15 protein-coding genes are annotated in these 21,051 nt (G+C 49.1%); 11 read left to right on the top strand and 4 right to left on the bottom strand.

The annotated features are described in order from the left end of the window. Window positions 1-44: 44 nt before the first annotated feature. The 7 genes from rplJ to fusA all read left to right on the top strand — a co-directional run bounded on the left by rplJ (window position 45) and on the right by fusA (window position 12,830). Window positions 45-539 carry a 50S ribosomal protein L10 gene (gene rplJ / locus XMG59_RS04440; RefSeq protein ID WP_173481793.1) on the top strand — a complete coding sequence of 165 codons (495 nt, stop codon included), beginning with the start codon at window positions 45-47 and terminating at the stop codon, window positions 537-539. Window positions 540-581: 42 nt separating this feature from the next. Beyond that, window positions 582-953, top strand: coding sequence for a 50S ribosomal protein L7/L12 (rplL, locus tag XMG59_RS04435; protein ID WP_173481794.1), 372 nt, complete (start codon window positions 582-584; stop codon window positions 951-953). A 178-nt stretch (window positions 954-1,131) separates the two neighbouring features. Beyond that, window positions 1,132-5,232 carry a DNA-directed RNA polymerase subunit beta gene (gene rpoB, locus XMG59_RS04430; protein ID WP_173481795.1) on the top strand — a complete coding sequence of 1,367 codons (4,101 nt, stop codon included), beginning with the start codon at window positions 1,132-1,134 and terminating at the stop codon, window positions 5,230-5,232. Window positions 5,233-5,298: 66 nt separating this feature from the next. Beyond that, window positions 5,299-9,525, top strand: a complete 4,227-nt coding sequence (gene rpoC / locus XMG59_RS04425) for a DNA-directed RNA polymerase subunit beta' (protein ID WP_173481796.1) — start codon at window positions 5,299-5,301, stop codon at window positions 9,523-9,525. A gap of 112 nt (window positions 9,526-9,637) precedes the next feature. After that, window positions 9,638-10,012, top strand: coding sequence for a 30S ribosomal protein S12 (rpsL, locus tag XMG59_RS04420; protein WP_173481797.1), 375 nt, complete (start codon window positions 9,638-9,640; stop codon window positions 10,010-10,012). Window positions 10,013-10,159: 147 nt separating this feature from the next. Continuing rightward, entirely contained in the window at window positions 10,160-10,630 is a 471-nt protein-coding gene (gene rpsG, locus XMG59_RS04415) for a 30S ribosomal protein S7 (protein WP_173481798.1), read from the top strand. Window positions 10,631-10,736: 106 nt separating this feature from the next. Continuing rightward, window positions 10,737-12,830: an elongation factor G gene (fusA, locus tag XMG59_RS04410; protein ID WP_173494647.1), complete on the top strand. Its 2,094-nt coding sequence runs from the start codon at window positions 10,737-10,739 to the stop codon at window positions 12,828-12,830. A 48-nt stretch (window positions 12,831-12,878) separates the two neighbouring features. Here fusA and XMG59_RS04405 read toward each other — a convergent pair whose 3' ends face one another. Further along, on the bottom strand, window positions 12,879-13,463 hold the full coding sequence (locus tag XMG59_RS04405; protein ID WP_173494648.1) for a hypothetical protein: 585 nt from the start codon (window positions 13,461-13,463) through the stop codon (window positions 12,879-12,881). A 6-nt stretch (window positions 13,464-13,469) separates the two neighbouring features. Further along, window positions 13,470-14,753: a glutamate-1-semialdehyde 2,1-aminomutase gene (gene hemL / locus XMG59_RS04400; protein ID WP_173494649.1), complete on the bottom strand. Its 1,284-nt coding sequence runs from the start codon at window positions 14,751-14,753 to the stop codon at window positions 13,470-13,472. A 180-nt stretch (window positions 14,754-14,933) separates the two neighbouring features. Between hemL and argC the strand changes: the two genes are divergently transcribed. The 3 genes from argC to XMG59_RS04385 all read left to right on the top strand — a co-directional run bounded on the left by argC (window position 14,934) and on the right by XMG59_RS04385 (window position 16,875). Continuing rightward, complete coding sequence (gene argC / locus XMG59_RS04395; RefSeq protein WP_173481818.1) at window positions 14,934-15,968, top strand: N-acetyl-gamma-glutamyl-phosphate reductase; 1,035 nt, start codon at window positions 14,934-14,936, stop codon at window positions 15,966-15,968. A gap of 66 nt (window positions 15,969-16,034) precedes the next feature. After that, window positions 16,035-16,373, top strand: coding sequence for an iron-sulfur cluster insertion protein ErpA (gene erpA, locus XMG59_RS04390; protein WP_173481802.1), 339 nt, complete (start codon window positions 16,035-16,037; stop codon window positions 16,371-16,373). A gap of 61 nt (window positions 16,374-16,434) precedes the next feature. After that, window positions 16,435-16,875 carry a YtoQ family protein gene (locus tag XMG59_RS04385; RefSeq protein ID WP_173481803.1) on the top strand — a complete coding sequence of 147 codons (441 nt, stop codon included), beginning with the start codon at window positions 16,435-16,437 and terminating at the stop codon, window positions 16,873-16,875. Here the strand turns inward: XMG59_RS04385 and XMG59_RS04380 are convergent. After that, window positions 16,872-17,957, bottom strand: coding sequence for an anhydro-N-acetylmuramic acid kinase (locus XMG59_RS04380; RefSeq protein ID WP_173498292.1), 1,086 nt, complete (start codon window positions 17,955-17,957; stop codon window positions 16,872-16,874). The two genes, XMG59_RS04385 and XMG59_RS04380, sit on opposite strands and share 4 nt — an antisense overlap. Window position 17,958: 1 nt before the next feature. Then, window positions 17,959-19,332, bottom strand: coding sequence for an OapA family protein (locus XMG59_RS04375; RefSeq protein ID WP_254447059.1), 1,374 nt, complete (start codon window positions 19,330-19,332; stop codon window positions 17,959-17,961). 205 nt (window positions 19,333-19,537) lie between these two features. Here XMG59_RS04375 and tyrS point away from each other — a divergent pair, with 205 nt between their 5' ends. After that, a complete protein-coding gene (tyrS, locus tag XMG59_RS04370; RefSeq protein WP_173498291.1) occupies window positions 19,538-20,833 on the top strand; it encodes a tyrosine--tRNA ligase in 1,296 nt (431 codons plus the stop codon). The last annotated feature ends 218 nt before the right edge of the window (window positions 20,834-21,051 follow it).

Genomic DNA, 21,051 nt, shown 5'->3' with positions numbered 1-21,051 from the left:
CGGGGTGGTTGGTAAATATGTCGAAAGACAACCAGGAGTAAATTGTGGCAATAGGACTTGAACAGAAAAAAGCGATCGTCGCTGAGGTTCAGGAAGCTGCTGGCTCTGCATTGTCTGCTGTCGTTGCGGATTCCCGCGGCGTTGAAGTAGGCGATATGACTGCACTGCGTAAGCAGGCACGTGAAGCGGGTGTATGGCTTAAAGTCGTACGTAACACGCTAGCACGTCGTGCAGTAGAGGGCACAGCTTATGAATGTCTAGCGGACTCGTTCGTAGGTCCAACTATCATTGCTTTCTCTCAAGAGCACCCAGGCGCTGGCGCCCGTATCTTGAAAGACTTTGCAAAAGGCAATGACAAGTTTGAGCTGAAAACAGCTGCCTTCGAAGGCGAGATCGTTGATATCGCAATGCTAGCAAGCCTACCGACATACGACGAAGCACTAGCGAAGCTAATGAGCTGCATGAAAGAAGCAGCTGCTGGCAAGCTCGTACGTGCTATCGATGCGGTACGCGTTCAGAAAGAAGAGCAAGCAGCTTAATTGGCTGGTTGCTAAGTAACCGATTTAATAAAGGAATTAATCATGTCTCTGTCTAAAGACGATATCCTAAATGCAATTGCTGAAATGTCAGTAATGGACGTTGTTGAACTAGTTTCTGCAATGGAAGAAAAATTCGGCGTATCTGCTGCAGCTGCAGTAGTTGCTGGTCCTGCTGGCGATGCTGGCGGTGCTGCAGAAGAGAAGACTGACTTCGACGTTGTTCTAGCTTCTGCTGGCGATAAGAAAGTAAACGTAATCAAGGTAGTTCGTGCAGTAACTGGCCTTGGTCTTAAAGAAGCGAAAGAGATGGTTGACGGTGCACCTTCAACTGTTAAAGAAGGCGCTTCTAAAGAAGAAGCTGAGCAGATCAAAGCTGATCTTGAAGCAGCTGGCGCTTCTGTCGAGCTTAAGTAATAACTTGAGCTTGCTGCGCATTAAGCAGCTCTACGCTGCTTAAAAAGCGTATGGCTGGTGGCAAAAATGCCACCGGCCTTTTTCCGTTATTAGTAGATAGACTTTTTAACGGAACGAATTGCTCGATAATTTATCGAGTTTGGTTTCTCAACCTAGATGCACATGCTGGGGAACACTGATGGCTTATTCATACACTGAGAAGAAACGTATCCGAAAGGATTTCAGTAAACTCGGTCAGGTAATGGAACTACCTTACCTGCTCGCGACACAGCTGGATTCATATCGTAAGTTTCTAGAGGCGGGCGCTACTTCTGAAGGTCGCACCGAAGAGGGGCTTCATGCCGCATTCAATTCTGTATTCCCAATCGTTTCTTACTCTGGAAACGCTGCTTTGGAATACGCTGGTTATCGCCTAGGTGAGCCTGTCTTTGACGTAAAAGAGTGTCAGCAGCGTGGTATCACCTACGCAGCGCCACTTCGCGTTAAAGTGCGTCTGGTGATCTACGATCGCGATTCGTCTACGAAAGCGGTTAAAGACATTAAAGAGCAAGAAGTTTACATGGGCGAAATGCCGCTCATGACTGAGAATGGTACCTTTGTTGTCAATGGTACTGAGCGCGTAATCGTATCGCAGCTCCACCGTTCACCTGGTGTATTCTTCGATCACGACAAGGGTAAAACACACTCATCGGGCAAATTGCTTTACTCTGCTCGAATCATTCCTTACCGTGGTTCTTGGCTCGACTTCGAGTTTGATCCAAAAGACTCTCTATTTGTTCGTATCGACCGTCGCCGTAAACTGCCTGCGACTATCTTGATGCGCGCGCTTGGTTTCCAAGCAGAAGAGATTCTAGATATCTTCTTTGACACGACTGGCTGGAATCTATCGAAAGATAAGATTCAGATGGATCTTATTCCTGAGCGCCTACGTGGTGAAACAATGAGCTTCGAGATCCTTACACCTAAAGGTGATGTGATTGTTGAAGCGGGTCGCCGTATCACTCCGCGCCACATCCGTCAGATGCAGAAAGAGGGTATGACTCAACTAGAGACTCCTGCAGAGTACCTAGTGGGCAAAGCTCTAGCTAAAGATATCGTTGATCCTGCTACAGGTGAAGTACTGCTTCCTTGTAACACCGAGCTGACTGAAGAGGCGGTAGCTAAACTTCAAGAAGCTAAGATCGAACGTTTCGAAACGCTTTACACTAACGAACTGGATTGTGGTCCATTCGTTTCTGACACTCTTCGTATTGACCCGACTCGTAACCAGCTAGAAGCATTGGTAGAGATCTACCGTATGATGCGTCCTGGTGAGCCGCCAACGAAAGAGTCAGCAGAATCACTATTTGAAAATCTATTCTTCTCTGAAGAGCGCTACGATCTTTCTGCGGTAGGTCGTATGAAGTTCAACCGCCGTCTTGGTCGTGAAGAGGAGACAGGTTCAGGCATTCTGTCTAAAGATGACATCCTAGATGTTATGAAGACACTGATCGAGATCCGTAACGGTAAAGGCGTTGTTGACGATATCGACCACCTTGGTAACCGTCGTATCCGTTCAGTTGGTGAGATGGCTGAGAACCAATTCCGTGTCGGTCTTGTTCGTGTAGAGCGTGCTGTACGTGAGCGCCTAAGCATGGCTGAATCAGACAACCTGATGCCTCAGGATCTGATCAACGCTAAGCCAGTTGCAGCTGCCATTAAAGAGTTCTTTGGCTCGTCGCAGCTGTCACAGTTCATGGACCAGAACAACCCGCTTTCCGAAGTAACTCACAAGCGTCGTGTCTCTGCACTAGGCCCAGGTGGTCTAACGCGTGAGCGCGCGGGCTTCGAGGTTCGTGACGTACACCCAACTCACTACGGTCGTGTATGTCCTATCGAGACTCCTGAAGGTCCAAACATCGGTCTGATCAACTCGTTAGCTGTGTTTGCTCGTACAAACAACTACGGCTTCCTAGAGACTCCTTACCGTCGCGTTGTTGATGGTCAGGTAACAGACGACATCGATTACCTATCAGCTATCGAAGAGTCTAACTTCGTTATCGCACAGGCTTCGGCAACGGTGGATGCGAAGAACAAACTGACTGATGAGCTGGTCACTGTTCGTCACTTGAACGAAACAACCGTAATGCCTAAAGAGCGCGTACAGTACATGGACGTTTCACCACGTCAGGTTGTATCGGTTGCGGCAGCTCTTATCCCGTTCCTTGAACACGATGATGCGAACCGTGCATTGATGGGATCGAACATGCAACGTCAGGCTGTTCCAACACTGAAGGCTGATAAGCCGCTTGTTGGTACCGGTATCGAGCGCAACATCGCTCGTGACTCTGGCGTCTGTGTGGTTGCTAAGCGTGGCGGTGTTATTGAATCAGTTGACGCAAGCCGTGTGGTTGTTCGCGTTAACGATGACGAAATTACTGCTGGCGATGCAGGTGTAGATATCTACAACCTAACTAAGTACGTGCGTTCGAACCAGAACACATGTATCAACCAGCGCGCAATCGTTAACCTAGGTGAGCAGGTATCACGTGGTGATATCCTAGCCGATGGTCCATCGGTTGACCTTGGTGAGCTAGCCCTTGGCCAGAACATGCGTATCGCGTTCATGCCTTGGAACGGTTTCAACTTCGAGGACTCGATCCTAATCTCTGAGCGTGTTGTTCAAGAAGATCGTTTCACTACGATCCACATTCAAGAGCTAACCTGTGTCTCTCGTGATACTAAGCTAGGCTCTGAAGAGATTACTGCGGATATCCCGAATGTTGGTGAATCTGCACTCGCTAAACTAGACGAATCAGGCATCGTGCACATTGGTGCAGAAGTAGGTCCTGGTGACATTCTAGTAGGTAAAGTAACGCCTAAAGGCGAAACTCAATTGACTCCTGAAGAGAAGCTACTGCGTGCGATCTTCGGTGAGAAAGCGTCTGATGTTAAAGACACCTCTCTACGTGTTAAGACAGGTACTGTTGGTAAGGTTATCGACGTTCAGGTCTTCACTCGTGACGGTGTTGAAAAAGATGAGCGTGCAATCGCTATCGAGCAAGCTGAACTTGCAAGCATCCGTAAAGACCTTGATGACGAGTTCCGCATTGTTGAAGTGGCAACCTTCGAACGTCTTGAGCGTACGCTAGTTGGCCTTAAAGCTGACGGTGGTGCTGGTCTTAAGAAGGGTCAAGAGATCACGTCTGAATTCCTTGCTGAACTTAAACACGATGAGTGGTTCAAGATTCGCGTATCTGACAGTGCAGCAGCAGAGATGCTTGAAGCGGCTAAGAAGCAGCTTGAAGAGCGTCGCGAAATGCTGGATAAGCGCTTCGAAGATAAGAAGAGCAAACTTCAGACGGGTGATGATCTAGCGCCTGGCGTACTTAAGATTGTTAAGGTGTACGTAGCAACTAAGCGTCGCGTACAGCCTGGTGACAAGATGGCAGGTCGTCACGGTAACAAGGGTGTTATCTCAGTTATCATGCCTGTCGAAGACATGCCTTACGATGAGAACGGTGAGCCAGTTGATGTGGTTCTAAACCCGCTAGGTGTACCGTCTCGTATGAACGTAGGTCAGATCCTTGAGACTCACATGGGTGCTGCAGCGAAAGGTCTTGGTCGTAAGATCAACACCATGCTGGAAGTTGAGCGTAAGAAGGCTGAAAAAGTTAAGGAAGTTCGTGAATTCCTTGAAGCCGTCTACAACGCACAGCACAGCGGCCTAGAGTGTGCTCGTAAAGAAGATCTTAAGTCATTCAGCGATGACGAGATCTTGGCTCTGGCTGACAACCTCAAAGCGGGTGTTCCACTAGCGACTCCAGTCTTTGATGGTGCTAAAGAATCTGAAATCAAAGCGCTGCTGCGTCTTGCAGACATGAATGATAGTGGACAGGTGGATCTGTTCGATGGTCGCACAGGCGACAAGTTCGACCGTCCAGTGACTGTTGGCTACATGTACATGCTGAAACTTAACCACTTGGTTGATGACAAGATGCACGCACGTTCAACCGGCTCTTACAGCCTTGTTACTCAGCAGCCGCTGGGTGGTAAAGCTCAGTTCGGTGGTCAGCGCTTCGGTGAGATGGAGGTTTGGGCACTGGAAGCGTACGGCGCAGCTTACACGCTTCAAGAGATGCTCACAGTCAAATCCGATGACGTGAATGGTCGTACGAAGATGTATAAGAACATCGTCGATGGCGACCACAGCATGGATCCAGGCATGCCTGAATCATTTAACGTGCTGATCAAAGAGATCCGTTCTCTCGGTATCGATATCGAGCTAGAGAACGAGTAAGGGCCTAATTGAACATCGGGCTGTATGCCAAGTGCTGCAGCCCCCTCCCGTGAGGAGCTATAGATAATGAAAGATTTACTTAATCTGTTGAAGACTCAAAGTCAGAGCGACGAGTTCGATTCGATCCGTATCTCTCTGGCTTCACCAGACATGATTCGTTCATGGTCATATGGTGAGGTTAAAAAACCTGAGACGATTAACTACCGTACATTCAAACCAGAGCGTGACGGTCTGTTCTGTGCCAAGATTTTCGGTCCTGTAAAGGATTACGAATGTCTATGTGGTAAGTACAAGCGCATGAAGCACCGTGGTGTTATCTGTGAGAAGTGTGGCGTTGAAGTGACAATGACTAAAGTGCGTCGTGAGCGCATGGGTCACATCGAGCTAGCCTCTCCAGTTGCACACATCTGGTTCCTTAAGTCACTACCGTCTCGTATCGGCTTGATGCTAGATATGACCCTTCGTGACATCGAGCGCGTTCTCTACTTCGAATCATTTGTTGTGATCGATGAAGGCATGACTACGCTTCAGCGCGGTCAGCTAATGAACGACGAGCAGTACTTTGAAGCACTGGAAGAGTTCGGTGATGACTTTGACGCTCGTATGGGTGCTGAAGCGATCGGCGAACTTCTAAAGTCGATCGATCTAGAAGCTGAGATCTCAGTTCTTCGTGAAGAGATTCCTGCGACTAACTCAGAAACTAAGCTTAAAAAGATGTCTAAGCGTCTTAAGCTACTTGAAGCGTTCTACAAGTCTGGTAACAACCCAGAGTGGATGATCCTAAAAGTTCTTCCAGTTCTACCACCAGATCTACGTCCACTCGTACCACTGGACGGTGGTCGTTTCGCAACCTCTGATCTTAACGATCTATACCGTCGTGTGATCAACCGTAACAACCGTTTGAAGCGTCTTCTAGACCTTAACGCTCCAGATATCATCGTACGTAACGAAAAACGTATGTTGCAGGAATCTGTCGATGCGTTGCTTGATAACGGTCGTCGTGGTCGTGCCATCACTGGCTCTAACAAGCGTCCTCTGAAGTCGCTTGCTGACATGATCAAAGGTAAGCAGGGTCGTTTCCGTCAGAACCTTCTAGGTAAGCGTGTTGACTACTCTGGTCGTTCTGTAATCGTGGTTGGCCCATCACTGCGTCTTCACCAGTGTGGTCTTCCTAAGAAGATGGCTCTTGAGTTATTCAAGCCATTTATCTTCTCTAAGCTAGAGCTTCGTGGTTACGCAACTACGATTAAAGCCGCTAAGAAGATGGTTGAGCGTGAAGAGCCGCTTGTATGGGATATCCTTGATGAGGTTATCCGTGAGCATCCAGTTCTTCTAAACCGTGCACCGACACTTCACCGTCTTGGTATCCAGGCATTTGAGCCTGTTTTGATCGAAGGTAAAGCGATCCAGCTACACCCACTTGTGTGTGCTGCGTATAACGCCGACTTCGACGGTGACCAGATGGCGGTACACGTACCGTTGACGATCGAAGCGCAGCTTGAAGCTCGTGCTTTGATGATGTCTACCAACAACATTCTTTCGCCATCAAATGGTGAGCCGATCATCGTTCCTTCACAGGACGTGGTATTGGGTCTGTACTACATGACTCGTGAGCGCATCAATGCGCAGGGCGAAGGCATGGCATTCTCTGATATCAAAGAGGTTCAGCGTGCGTATGGTGCTAAACAGGTTCACCTACAGGCTCGCGTGAAGGTTCGTATCAACGAAACGATCCGCGACATCGAAGGTAACGAAGAGTCTCGCACTGCAATCGTTGATACGACAGTGGGTCGTGCAATGCTGTTTGATATCGTTCCAACGGGTCTTCCGTTCGAACTGATCAACCAGGCGATGAAGAAGAAAGCGATCTCGCGTCTTCTTAACGAGGCGTACCGTCGTTGTGGTCTGAAGGATACGGTTATCTTTGCTGACCAGCTAATGTACATGGGCTTCCGTCAAGCAGCGCTTTCAGGTGCATCGATCGGTGTTAACGATTTCGTTATCCCAGATGAGAAAGTGAACATTGTTGCTGAAGCCGACACTGAAGTGAAAGAGATCGAGCGTCAGTTCGCAGACGGTCTTGTTACTCAGGGTGAGAAATACAACAAGGTTGTCGATATCTGGTCTCGTGCAAACGAATTGCTTGCTAAGAAGATGATGGACAACCTGAAGTCTGACACAGTGATCAACGCTGAAGGCGAGCAGGAAGAGCAAGAGTCTTTCAACTCTGTCTACATGATGGCCGACTCAGGCGCACGTGGTAGTGCGGCTCAGATTCGTCAGCTAGCAGGTATGCGTGGTCTGATGGCTAAGCCAGATGGCTCGATCATCGAGACACCGATCACGGCTAACTTCCGTGAAGGACTAAACGTACTTCAGTACTTCATCTCGACTCACGGTGCTCGTAAGGGTCTAGCCGATACGGCACTTAAGACTGCGAACTCGGGTTACCTAACTCGTCGTCTAGTAGACGTTGCTCAGGATGTGGTTATCACAGAGCAGGATTGTGGCACCGAAGAGGGTCTAGTGATTCAGGCGCTAATCGAAGGCGGCGACGTAGTTGTCGGTCTAGGTGAGCGTGTTCTTGGTCGTGTTATTGCACAAGACGTTCTTGATCCACAGGGTAAAGATGTATTGATCCCTGCGGGTACATTGATGGATGAAGCTTGGGTAGCACGTCTAGATAATGACGATACTTACAGCTCGATCGATGAAGTGATCGTTCGTTCTGCTATTACCTGTGAATCACACCACGGTATCTGTTCAAGCTGTTACGGTCGTGACCTAGGTCGCGGTCACAAGGTTAACATCGGTGAAGCTGTCGGCGTTATCGCTGCACAGTCAATCGGTGAGCCGGGTACACAGCTTACCATGCGTACCTTCCACATCGGTGGTGCGGCATCACGAGCAGCTGCTGTCGATAACATCCAGGTTAAGAACGGCGGTGAAATTCGTCTACACAACCTTAAAACCGTTGAGCGTGCAGATGGCAACCTAGTCGCTTCTTCACGATCTGGTGAGATCGGTGTAACCGATGAGCACGGTCGTGAGCGCGAGCGTTACAAAGTACCTTACGGTGCAGTGATCAAAGCGAAAGATGGCGACACTGTCGAAGCAGGCGCAATCATTGCTAACTGGGATCCGCACACTCACCCAATCGTAACCGAGGTTGCGGGTCGCATTCAGTTTGCTGGTCTTGAAGACGGCATCACTGTTAAGCGCCAAGCGGATGAGCTAACAGGTCTAACTACGATCGAAGTATTGGATATCAAAGACCGCCCACAGGCAGGTAAAGATATCCGTCCAATGATCAAGCTTGTTGATGCCAAGGGTGAAGACGTTCTTCACGCTGGTACAGCAATGCCTGCACAGTACATGCTGCCACCTAATGCGATCTTGAACCTTCAAGATGGTGCAGATGTGGGTGTTGGTGACGTCCTAGCACGTCTACCACAAGAGGGTACTGTCAACAAAGATATCACCGGTGGTCTTCCACGCGTAGCGGATCTATTCGAAGCGCGTAAACCAAAAGAAGCGGCTGTGCTTGCTGAGATTTCAGGTACTGTCAGCTTTGGTAAAGAGACCAAAGGTAAGCGTCGTATTGTGATCACTCCAACTGATGGTGCGGATCCAATCGAAGTGATGATTCAGAAGTGGCGCTCGCTTAACGTCTTCGAAGGTGAGACAGTTGAGAAGGGTGAGGTGATCTCAGATGGTCCATCAAGTGCACACGATATCCTGCACGTATTGGGCGTAGAAGAGCTAGCTAAATACATCGTTTCTGAGATCCAAGACGTTTACCGTCTACAGGGTGTAGGCATCAACGACAAGCACATCGAAGTGATTGTGCGTCAGATGCTTCGCAAGGTAGAGATCCTAGATAGCGGTGATTCTGAATTCATTCAGGGTGAACAGGCTGAATTCGTAGATGTGACAATCGCAAACGAAAAATTGGTTGCTGAAGGTAAGCAGCCAGCTAAGTTTGAACGTGTGCTTCTAGGTATTACTAAAGCCTCTCTGGCAACAGAGTCGTTCATCTCTGCAGCGTCGTTCCAGGAGACAACTCGTGTCCTAACGGAAGGTGCAGTAACCGGCAAGAAAGATTACTTGCGCGGTCTGAAAGAGAACGTGGTTGTGGGTCGTCTGATCCCAGCCGGTACTGGTCTTGCATACCACAGCGAACGCAAACGCAAACGTATGCAGGATACAGAATCTAGCGTCACTGTAAGTGCTGAAGAAGTACAAGCAGCTTTGACTGAAGCATTGAACGCTTCAGTGGAAGATTCTGAATAATTTCAGAAGACGTTGACGAGAAGGGGTGGAATTGATTAAAATTTCGCCCCCTGAATGACTAGGGCTTCGGTCCTAGTCTTTTTGTTGTTTAACTAAACGTGGAGTTTGCTTAATGGCAACTATCAACCAGCTGGTGCGCAAACCACGTAAACGCGTTGTAGAGAAGTCTGATGTTCGTGCATTAGAAGCTTGTCCTCAACGTCGTGGCGTATGTACCCGCGTTTACACTACTACACCTAAGAAACCGAACTCAGCACTACGTAAAGTTTGTCGTGTTCGTCTTACTAACGGTTTCGAAGTTTCTTCATACATCGGTGGTGAAGGTCACAACCTACAGGAGCACAGTGTTGTTCTTATCCGTGGTGGCCGTGTTAAAGACCTACCTGGTGTACGTTACCACACTGTACGTGGTGCGCTTGACTGTGCGGGCGTTAACGACCGTAAACAGGGCCGCTCTAAGTACGGTGCTAAGCGTCCTAAGTCTTAAGTTCGTCTACTCTCTATGAGAGTCGGCGAAGCTGTTAAGCAGGACCTAGTCCGCGCTGGTAGCTAGACCGAGACGATAAGAGTAAGGGCAGGCTTAATTGCCTGAGTAACCTGAAGACCTTTTAAACGATTTATTGAGGGCTTATCCATGCCAAGAAGACGCGTCGCTGCAAAGCGCGAAATTCTACCGGATCCTAAATTCGGAAACATCACACTGGCTAAATTCATCAACCACTTGATGATTAGCGGTAAAAAATCTGTAGCAGAGAGCATCGTTTACGGCGCTCTAGCGAAAGTTGAAGAGCGTACTAAAGCAGATCCTTTGGAACTGTTTGATAAAGCGTTGGAAACTGTTCAGCCTATGGTCGAAGTTAAGTCTCGCCGAGTTGGTGGTGCAACTTACCAAGTACCTGTTGAAGTTCGTCCATCACGTCGTATGGCGCTTGCAATGCGTTGGCTGGTTGACGCATCGCGTAAGCGTGGCGAAAAAGACATGTCTCTTCGTCTAGCGGGCGAGCTACTAGACGCGGCTGAAGGCCGTGGCGCTGCGGTTAAGAAACGTGAAGACGTTCACCGCATGGCTGACGCTAACAAAGCGTTCGCACACTTCCGCTTCTAAGCGTTTTTATCTGGCGAAATGGTGTTATCATTTCGCCAGCTTTAAATTCGCTTTTTTAAAGCCTTCGTTTATGACGAGGGCTTTTTACGTTTCAGGAGTTTGATCAATGGCTCGTACTACCCCAATTAATCGTTACCGTAACATTGGTATCTGTGCTCACGTAGATGCTGGTAAAACGACAACAACCGAACGCGTTCTGTTCTACACAGGCATGTCACACAAGATCGGTGAAGTGCACGATGGCGCTGCAACCATGGACTGGATGGAGCAAGAGCAGGAGCGTGGTATCACCATTACCTCGGCTGCGACAACCTGTTTCTGGAAAGGGATGAATCAGCAGTTCGATGAGCACCGCGTTAACATCATTGATACTCCTGGGCACGTTGACTTTACCATTGAGGTAGAGCGTTCACTGCGTGTACTGGATGGTGCCGTTGTTGTGCTCTGTGCCTCTTCGGGTGTTCAGCCGCAGACTGAAACGGTATGGCGTCAAGCAAACAAGTACGAAGTACCTCGTATGGTGTTTGTGAACAAGATGGACCGTGCCGGTGCAGATTTCTACATGGTGGTTGATCAGCTTAAACAGCGCCTGGGTGCTGTACCAGTACCTATTAATATTCCGATTGGTGCTGAAGATGAATTCAAAGGCGTCGTTGACCTGATCAGCATGAAAGCGATCATGTGGAACGAAGCCGATCAAGGTATGACCTATGATCTGGAAGAGATTCCAGCTGATCTACAGGACCGTGCCGAAGAGCTTCGTGAAGAGCTGCTAGAAGCGGCGGCCGAAGCCAATGAAGAGTTGATGGATAAGTACCTTGAAGAGGGTGAGCTATCTATTGATGAGATTAAAGCGGGTCTGCGTCAGCGTACTCTGAATAACGAGATTGTTTTGATGCTAGCCGGTTCTGCGTTCAAGAACAAAGGCGTTCAAGCAGTACTCGATGCGGTTATTGAGTACCTACCATCGCCGACTGAGGTCAAAGCGATCGAAGGTACATTGGATGATGCTGCTGAAACCGTTGAAACGCGTGAAGCGGATGACAGCGCGCCGTTCGCCTCACTGGCATTCAAGATCGCTACCGATCCCTTTGTGGGAACCTTGACCTTCGTTCGTGTCTATTCAGGTGTGTTGGCATCTGGTGACAGCGTTTATAACTCGGTTAAACAGAAGAAAGAGCGCATCGGTCGTATGGTGCAGATGCACGCTAACAGCCGTGAAGAGATTAAAGAGGTTCGCGCAGGCGACATCGCTGCGATGATCGGTCTTAAAGATGTGACCACAGGTGATACGCTGTGTGATGCTGACAAGAAGATCGTTCTAGAGCGTATGGAGTTCCCTGAGCCAGTGATCTCGGTTGCGGTTGAGCCTAAATCACAAGCGGATCAAGAGAAGATGGGCTTGGCACTGGGCAAATTGGCGCAAGAGGATCCATCCTTCCGTGTTGAGACCGATCAAGAGACAGGCCAGACCATCATTTCGGGTATGGGCGAGCTTCACCTAGACATCATCGTTGACCGTATGAAACGTGAGTTCAAGGTTGAAGCGAACATCGGTAAACCTCAGGTGGCTTACCGTGAGAAGATCCGCAGCAGTGTTGTTGCAAACCACAAGTTTGCCCGCCAGTCAGGTGGTCGTGGTCAGTATGGTCACGTTGTCGTTGAGTTCTCGCCAAGTGATGACGAAGGGTTGGAGTTTATCAATGAGATCGTCGGTGGTGCGATTCCAAAAGAGTACATTCCTGCGATCGAGAAAGGTATCTCTGAGCAGATGAAGAACGGTGTTCTTGCGGGCTACCCATTGATCGGTCTGAAAGCGCGTCTTTACGACGGCTCTTTCCACGATGTCGACTCTAATGAGATGGCCTTTAAGATCGCCGCATCTCAAGCACTTAAAAAGTACGCTATGGAAGCCGATCCTTGTCTTCTAGAGCCGATGATGAAAGTGGAAGTCGTAACACCTGAAGAGTACATGGGTGACGTGATGGGTGACCTTAACCGCCGTCGTGGTCTGGTTCAGGGTATGGAAGATACGACATCAGGCAAGGTGATTCGTGCTGCAGTGCCACTGGGTGAGATGTTCGGTTATGCGACCGATCTTCGTTCAGCATCCCAGGGTCGTGCGACCTACTCAATGGAGTTTGAAAACTACGCAGAAGCGCCGAAAAACATCCTTGATGGCATGTTGAACCGCTACTAATTGATATCAGTGATTAAAAAGCAGAGCCGGTTTACCGCCTCTGCTTTTTTATGCCTGTGAAGCTTTGGCCTTCAATCCTTTGGAGGCAAACAGAAGCGTCAAACTAAGGGCTAAGTAGAGTAGTAGATCAGAGGTGTTGGCTTTCCAGCTGAAAATAGCGATTGCCAGTAGAATTGCCGCACTCAAAAACGAAGCTCGTTGGGATCTGATTTTGCTAAGAAAGGCAGCTGCTCCTAATGCACCTATTAGAACAATAGCCAACACCATAGCGTAACCTGCTCCGGCATCCATTCTACGGCAGAGCTCAAACAGGGCAATCAGTGCCAGTAGGTAACGCCCCCAGGTTTGCATGGTGAAGCTGCGCTGCACCGCTCGTGCCAGCAGTGCGCTAGCCATCATGGGGGCCCCTGCATAGAGGGCCAAATTGTTCAGCATCCGAAGCAGTGTCGAACTGTCCATGGAGTCACTGGTCAGGGTGAAGCTGCCAATGAGGGCTATGATCATGCTCAGCAGTGAGAGTCGAGTGACTTTGATCTCACTGCTGCTATCGAGGTTATCTTGCGTCCCTCTGAAGAGGTAGAGCGTGCTAGCGATGGCCGCTAGCAACAGGAGTATTTGCCCCAACAGAGTCATCGCAGATTACCCTAGTTTCGCAAAGGCGCGGTCAGCCGCTGCAATGGTTGCGTCTAGGTCAGCCTCTGTATGAGCGGCGGAAAGGAAGCCCGCTTCATACGCTGAAGGTGCCAGATAGACTCCTTCGTCGAGCATGTGGTGGAAGAACTTTCCGAACGCTTCAACATCACAGGCGGTTGCATCACTAAACCCAGTGATGTTCTCACGATCGGTGAAGAACAGACCAAACATACCACCTACTGTGGTCGTGGTCACAGAGATGCCGTTTTTAGCCGCTACTGCCTTCAACCCTTCGGTGAGGTATTCTGTCTTCGCGCTTAACTCTTCGTACAAGCCTTCACGCTCCATCGCGGTTAGCATAGCAAGGCCGGCACGCATGGCTAGAGGGTTGCCTGATAGGGTGCCCGCTTGGTAAACAGGGCCCAGTGGCGCGATCTGATGCATGATCTCCAGTTTGCCACCAAAGGCGCCAACGGGCATGCCGCCGCCAATGATCTTGCCTAGAGTGGTAAGATCAGGTGTGACACCATAAAGCTCTTGTGCACCGCCGCGCGCTACGCGGAAGCCACTCATCACCTCGTCAAAGATCAAAACGGTTTCGTATTCATCACAGATGGCACGCAAGCCTTCCAAGAATCCTTCTACTGGAGGGATACAGTTCATGTTGCCAGCGACTGGCTCAACGATGATACACGCAATCTCTTTACCCACTTCAGCGAAGGCCTGTTTGACACTCTCTAGGTTGTTAAACTGCAGTGTGATGGTGTGCTCCGCCAGTGCAGCAGGCACTCCAGGTGAGTTTGGTTCGCCCAGTGTCAGTGCTCCTGAGCCCGCTTTGACCAGCAGTGAATCGGAATGACCGTGGTAGCAGCCTTCAAATTTAACGATCTTATCGCGACCGGTGTAACCTCGCGCTAATCGGATGGCACTCATGGTCGCTTCAGTACCCGAGCTGGTCATGCGAACCATCTCCATTGAGGGTACAAGCTCACAAATTTTGTCTGCCATCTCTGTTTCGATTGCTGTTGGTGCACCGAAAGAGATGCCGTGGTTTAGGGCATCACGCACCGCATCGATCACAGGAGGGTAGTTGTGGCCAAACAGCATAGGGCCCCAAGAGCCGATGTAGTCGATGTACTGTTTGTCATCTTCGTCGAAGATGTAAGCGCCTTCGGCACGTTTAACAAAGACCGGTGTGCCACCGACACCTTTGAACGCACGAACGGGCGAGTTAACACCGCCTGGGATGTGTTTCTGGGCGGCTTCAAATAACTGTTCTGACTTAGACATCAACTTAACCTCGGTAAACATTTTTGACCATTATCCACAGCCAGCAAGGGAGTGTCAGTAGTACGCCTGAACAAATCCCTTGGATCGTGAATCTGGAGTTGGAAATCACTGTGGCGTATTATACAGCACCTGAATTCTTAAGACTCAGTCAGTATGGCTAACATGGAGCGTGGAACTATCGTGATTAAAGTAGGTATTGTGGGTGGCACGGGTTATACCGGCGTTGAACTGCTTAGACTGTTGGCCAACCATTCAGAAGTCTCTGTCGAGGTGATTACCTCCCGCTCTGAAGAGGGTATGCCAGTTGCTGATATGTTCCCCAATCTTCGTGGTCATTACGATCTAGAGTTTACCGTGCCAGATGTTGACCGCTTGGCCGCCTGTGATGTTGTCTTCTTTGCAACGCCGCACGGTGTTGCCATGTCGATGGCGCCGGCGTTAGTTGACCGTGGTGTGCGCGTGATCGATCTGGGTGCTGACTTCCGAATCAAGGATGTACCGCTTTGGGAGAAGTGGTACAAGCTGGACCACAGCTGCCCAGACCTGGTTGAGAAAGCGGTCTACGGTTTACCTGAGTTGAATCGGGAGCAGATTAAAGATGCGCAGTTAATTGCTTGTGCTGGCTGTTACCCCACCGCGACTCAGCTGGGCTTTTTGCCGCTGCTAGAAGCGGGTTTGGTTGATACACGCCGTTTGATTGCCGACTGTAAGTCGGGTGTATCCGGTGCCGGTCGTGGCGCCAGTGTTGGTACATTGCTGTGTGAGTCGAGCGAGAGTTTTAAAGCCTATGGTGTGCCTGGCCACCGCCACCTCCCTGAAATTCGCCAAGGACTCACTTGGGCGGCGGGTAAGCCGGTCGGTTTAACCTTTGTACCTCATTTGACGCCGATGATTCGTGGTATTCACGCGACGCTCTACTCTACGTTGAAAGACCCTGTTGATTCGGGTCTGCAAGAGCTCTTTGAAGCACGTTATGCCAACGAGCCTTTTGTCGATGTGTTGCCTGCAGGTTCTCACCCTGAGACTCGCAGTGTAAAAGGGTCTAACTTCTGTCGTATCAGCGTTCACCGTCCACAAGATGATGATACGGTCGTGGTTCTCTCAGTCATCGATAACTTAGTGAAAGGTGCTTCTGGTCAGGCAATTCAGATCATGAACATTATGTTTGGCCTAAAAGAGAATGCAGGCCTCACTAACGTAGCGTTGATGCCATAATTCTTGACTGTTTTACTTGGTTTTGTGAGAATTCACCCATTCCAATGAATTTTGAGGTGTGTATTCATGTCCGCTGATGCCGATATGATCTTTACTGACTCTGCTGCAAATAAGGTACGTACTCTGATTGAAGAGGAGCAGAACGATAACCTAAAGTTGCGCGTCTTCATTACTGGTGGTGGCTGTGCAGGTTTTTCGTACGGCTTCACTTTCGATGAGTCTGTGGCTGAAGATGATACTGTGGTTGAGAATGCGGGAGTGACCATGGTGGTTGATCCGATGAGCTTTCAATATCTTGTGGGTGCAGAGGTGGATTACAAAGAGGGTCTGCAGGGCTCTCAGTTCGTGATCAACAATCCTAATGCAACAACGACCTGTGGTTGTGGTTCATCTTTCTCAATTTAAATGAATGCTTTAGGCCAGCGACTCCTAACAGAGTGGCTGGTTTTTTTATTAGGGGGCTATCATGAGTTACAAAGTGTATATGTCGGGTGAAATTCATACCGATTGGCGTGATGTGATTCGCCAAGGCACTGAAGCATTGGGTCTGGATATTACCTATTTGGCTCCGGTCACTGATCACCCTGCGAGTGATGCTGCCGGCGACCACTTGGGAGAGCAGTCAGATAATTTCTGGCGTGATCACCAGTCATCCAAAGTGAACCTAATTAGAACCAAAGGGATGATCGAACAAGCTGATCTGGTTGTGATTCGTTTTGGTGACAAGTATAAGCAGTGGAATGCTGCATTCGATGCAGGCTACTGTGCTGCTTTGGGTAAGCCTTACATTACTCTGCATGCAGAAGATTTGATTCACCCTCTTAAAGAGGTTGATGCTCAATCTTTAGCCTGGGCTAAGACGAATGAGCAGGTAGTGGAGACGTTGCGCTACGTCCTTCAGCCTTAAGCGGGAAAGAGCGCGCCAAGGCGACGCTCACCGAAGGCGCCTGTCACAGCTGGGATATTCCCAGCTTTTTTGTTTTTAAAAGCCCAAGCTAGCCAAGCAAAGGCAGCGGCTTCCATGGCATCGGCTGACCAGCCTAATAGGTCGCTGGATATAATGGTGAAGTCAGGTAGGTGTGCTGTTAGGCGTTCAATTAAATGATCGTTTCTCGCGCCACCGCCACACAGAATCAGTTGGCAGTTTGTCAGCTTGGCCTGTTTCAGAGCGTCAGCAATTGTCACAGCGGTTAATTCAGTCAATGTCGCTTGAACATCTTCAGGCGGTAGCTGATCAAAGTCTGCGAGGTTATGATTGAGCCAGTCTAGATTGAAGGTCTCCCGACCGGTGCTTTTTGGGGCGGCTCTTTGGAAATAGGGCTCGTCTAACAGAGCGTCAAGCAAGGGTTGGTTTATATCACCGCTCGCCGCCCATGCACCCTCTGCATCAAAGTGAACCCCCTTATGTTGGTAGATCCACTGATCGATCAGTGTGTTAGCAGGTCCGGTATCAAAACCTTGAATATCTCCGTTTGATGTAAACAGAGAGAGGTTTGCAATGCCGCCAAGGTTCAAAAGGGCAAAGGGTCGGCGCATCTTCTCGGTTAGGAAATGATGGAAGGCAGGTACCAAAGGCGCTCCTTCACCACCTGCTGCAAGGTCGCGTCGTCTGAAGTCGGCAATGACATCGATTCCGGTCATCTCGGCCAGAATATGAGGGTTACCTGCCTGCAGAGTGCAGCCTTCGTCTGGTCTATGTCGTAGGGTTTGACCGTGGTAGCCAATAGCGTTGACCTCTTTAGGATCAATGCGGTGGTCATGCAGGAAGATCAGAATGGCTTCCGCAGCAAAAGTGGCCAGGTCCCTATCTAGGATCATCAGCTGATCAATCGATTGGGGCTGGCCAGTCATAAAGGGAAGAATGCGCTGCTTAAGTTCGTCAGAGAATTCGAAACAGCGAGAGTGCAGTAGTTGATACTCAGGTTCGAAGTAGCAAAGAGCGATGTCGAGCCCATCTAAGCTGGTGCCGGACATGAGGCCCAGAAACATTTTACTCTGCTGCACGACTCTCACTGGCAATCAGTTGCTCAATAGCCTTCTGCTGAAGTGAAGCAATCATATCGTTAGCCACTTTATTGAAGTTGGCACGCTCTTTCTTAGCAATCGGTTGTGCGGCAGGAAGTTTCACCGTCTGTGGGTTCTTATGGACCCCCGCAACTCGGAACTCATAGTGCAGGTGGGGGCCGGTTGCAGTGCCGCTCATACCTACGTAGCCAATGGTCTGGCCTTGCTTAACGCGTGAACCCTTTTTAACCTTGCTGTTGTATTTGCTCATGTGGCCATAGAGCGTAGTGATGTTGCCACCGTGTTGGATAATGACCGTACGACCGTATCCGCCTTTTGTACCGCGCCAAATAACCTTGCCATCCCCGGCTGCCTTGATGGCTGTGCCTGTTTTAGCAGCGTAATCAGTTCCTCGGTGAGGACGTTTTACGCCAAGCACTGGATGGTAGCGCTCGCGTGTGAAGCCTGAGCTGATTCGGCGGAAGTCGACAGGGGAGCGTAGGAAAGCTTTACGCATACTGCGGCCTTCCGGAGTGAAGTAGTTTACGTCACCGTTGGAGTCTTCATAGCGAACGGCGGCGAAAGTATCACCGTTGTTGGTGAACTCCGCGGCAAGAATGTCGCCATCGCCAATTCTTTTTCCATCTAAATACTTCTCTTCAAACAGCACTCTAAACTGGTCGCCTTTGCGAATATCCAGAGCAAAATCGATGTCCCAGCCAAATACCTCGGCCAGTTTCATGGTGATGTTCTCAGATAGACCGGCGCTTTTGGCTGCAAGGTAGAGCGAGCTGGAGATCTCTCCAGTGACGAACCGCTGGCGCATCTCGGGTTCAAGTACTAGGGTCTCTTGCTGATAACCCGTATCCGTCAGCGAAAACTCAACTGACTCTAACAGGCTCTTTTCAATGCGCAGTGTGATGAGTTGGTTATCTTCAATGTGAAGACTGAGCGTCTGGCCAGGACGGAGCGCATTGAAGTGCTTGGTTTTTTTATCAGCCTGGGCAATCTTATGAACATCTTTAGCACCTAGGCCGGCACGCTTGAAGATTTTGCTTAGGTTGTCACCGCTTTTGACTTTAAAGCGTTGCCACTCAATAGCGGGTGGCTGTTCTGCCACTTCAGTGGTTGCTGAGGTTTGCTCATTGTGTTCTATAAGGGTTGAAGAGGTGGTTTCAGCCACCGGTAGTTGTGCTTCTGGAAGGGCTTTGGGTGAGATAAGTTCGATCTGAGATCGAGTGGCTTCTACCTCCGATGAAGGAAGTATCGAGAGCATCAAGGCGATAAACGACAGAGACCCAACAACGGCAAGGTGCATCTTAGGAAATCGCTTCGCTTTTCTGAAAATATTTTTAGCCAAACCTACAGCCAGATATTAGTTGAAACAGAGTGTTTGTCCCTTAGACAGTTAATTGTATAAAAGTTCCATCTAGATTCCGATAGATAAAGCGATTTAGCGATGATTTTAATCAAATGGATCCCTTATCAAATTTGTCTAACAGATGATCAATCGGTAGAATCTCGCCTCTCAAATTAAGACCGCAAACATCGGATTGAAACAAACCATGGCAAATAGCAATTTAATCGCTGAACTTCAGTCGCGTGGACTTGTCGCGCAAATGAGTAGTGAAGATGAGTTAATGGAACACCTAGAGAAGGGTTCTGTAACGCTCTATTGTGGTTTCGATCCGACGGCAGATAGTCTGCACATTGGTAGCCTAGTGCCGCTGTTAACATTGCGTCGTTTTCAAGAGTATGGCCATAAGCCTTTGGCTCTTGTGGGTGGAGCAACCGGTTTGATCGGTGATCCGAGCTTTAAAGCACAGGAGCGAAAGTTAAACGATGATTCAACGGTTGCTGGTTGGGTGGATAAACTCAAAGCACAAGTGAGTCAGTTCATCAGCTTTGATAACGGCGATAACAGTGCCGAGGTTGTAAATAACCTCGACTGGACTCGAGGCATGGATGTACTGACCTTCCTGCGCGATGTGGGCAAGCACTTCTCTGTAAACTCGATGATTGCAAAAGAGTCTGTAAAACAGCGTATTGATCGTGAGGGATCTGGTATCTCTTTTACAGAGTTTACCTACATGATTCTTCAGTCTTTTGACTTCCAGCAGCTTAATAAGTCGCACGGTTGTACTTTACAGATCGGTGGTTCTGATCAGTGGGGCAACATTACTGGTGGTATCGAACTATCACGCCGTATGAATGGCAACCAGGTGTTCGGTATTACGCTGCCACTGGTAACCAAGTCAGATGGAACAAAATTTGGTAAAACCGAGTCAGGTACTATCTGGTTAGATGCGACTAAAACATCGCCCTACGCCTTCTACCAATTCTGGATGTCGACGGCTGATGCAGATGTTTACAAGTTCCTTCGTTACTTCACTTTCTTAGATGTTGAGAGAATTGCTGACATTGAAGAGGAAGATAAAGCAGCGACTGGTCGTCCTCAAGCGCAAGCGATTCTCGCGGAAGAGGTGACACGCTTGGTGCATGGTAATGATGCAGTAGAAGCGGCTAAGCGAATTACAGAGTCACTCTTCTCAGGTGATATTAGTCAGTTAAGTGAAGCTGACTTTGAGCAGCTTAAGCAAGATGGTCTTCCGGCGACACAGGTTCCAACGGATCTTTCGGATACACCGTTGACGACACTGTTGGTTGATGCGGGTATGGCGAATTCCGGTAAGCAGATCAAAGATGCACTGCAGCGTGACGCTGTCATCGTAAATGATCGTGCCTGTGGTATGGCCGATAATATGTCAGGCAACGAAATTTTCAGCTCTGAAGCAGGCCTATTTGGTAAATATTTCCTAGTCAAACTGGGTAAAAAGAAACACCACCTGTTTTATTTGTAAAAAAGTTAGTTTTTTTACAAAAAAGGGGTTGAATAAAAATCGGGTGTCGGTAATATACGCACCTCGCTTGAGACGAGTACTCAAGCAGCCACCAAGAGATCGGTGGCACGCTCTTTAACAATTAATCAGGTAATGCGTGTGGGCGCTTGTTGAGGTTGAGCACAAAAGCTTAACAAGACAAGCAACCTATATGTGAATTCATTTAGCGTAATGTTTTT

This window comes from Marinobacterium sp. xm-g-59, from assembly GCF_013283315.1.
In the GTDB taxonomy this organism is placed as follows: Bacteria; Pseudomonadota; Gammaproteobacteria; order Pseudomonadales; family Balneatricaceae; genus Marinobacterium_E.
Note: the sequence above shows the minus strand (reverse complement) of the source record. Positions and strands in the feature narration are given on the sequence as shown.

Coding starts and splice junctions, on each gene's coding strand:
- XMG59_RS04380 (WP_173498292.1), bottom strand. CDS start 17,957: ATGTTTCTGGGCCTCATGTCCGGCACCAGCTTAGATGGGCTCGACATC.
- rpsG (WP_173481798.1), top strand. CDS start 10,160: ATGCCAAGAAGACGCGTCGCTGCAAAGCGCGAAATTCTACCGGATCCT.
- fusA (WP_173494647.1), top strand. CDS start 10,737: ATGGCTCGTACTACCCCAATTAATCGTTACCGTAACATTGGTATCTGT.
- tyrS (WP_173498291.1), top strand. CDS start 19,538: ATGGCAAATAGCAATTTAATCGCTGAACTTCAGTCGCGTGGACTTGTC.
- rpoC (WP_173481796.1), top strand. CDS start 5,299: ATGAAAGATTTACTTAATCTGTTGAAGACTCAAAGTCAGAGCGACGAG.
- rpoB (WP_173481795.1), top strand. CDS start 1,132: ATGGCTTATTCATACACTGAGAAGAAACGTATCCGAAAGGATTTCAGT.
- rpsL (WP_173481797.1), top strand. CDS start 9,638: ATGGCAACTATCAACCAGCTGGTGCGCAAACCACGTAAACGCGTTGTA.
- rplL (WP_173481794.1), top strand. CDS start 582: ATGTCTCTGTCTAAAGACGATATCCTAAATGCAATTGCTGAAATGTCA.
- erpA (WP_173481802.1), top strand. CDS start 16,035: ATGTCCGCTGATGCCGATATGATCTTTACTGACTCTGCTGCAAATAAG.
- XMG59_RS04405 (WP_173494648.1), bottom strand. CDS start 13,463: ATGACTCTGTTGGGGCAAATACTCCTGTTGCTAGCGGCCATCGCTAGC.
- XMG59_RS04385 (WP_173481803.1), top strand. CDS start 16,435: ATGAGTTACAAAGTGTATATGTCGGGTGAAATTCATACCGATTGGCGT.
- hemL (WP_173494649.1), bottom strand. CDS start 14,753: ATGTCTAAGTCAGAACAGTTATTTGAAGCCGCCCAGAAACACATCCCA.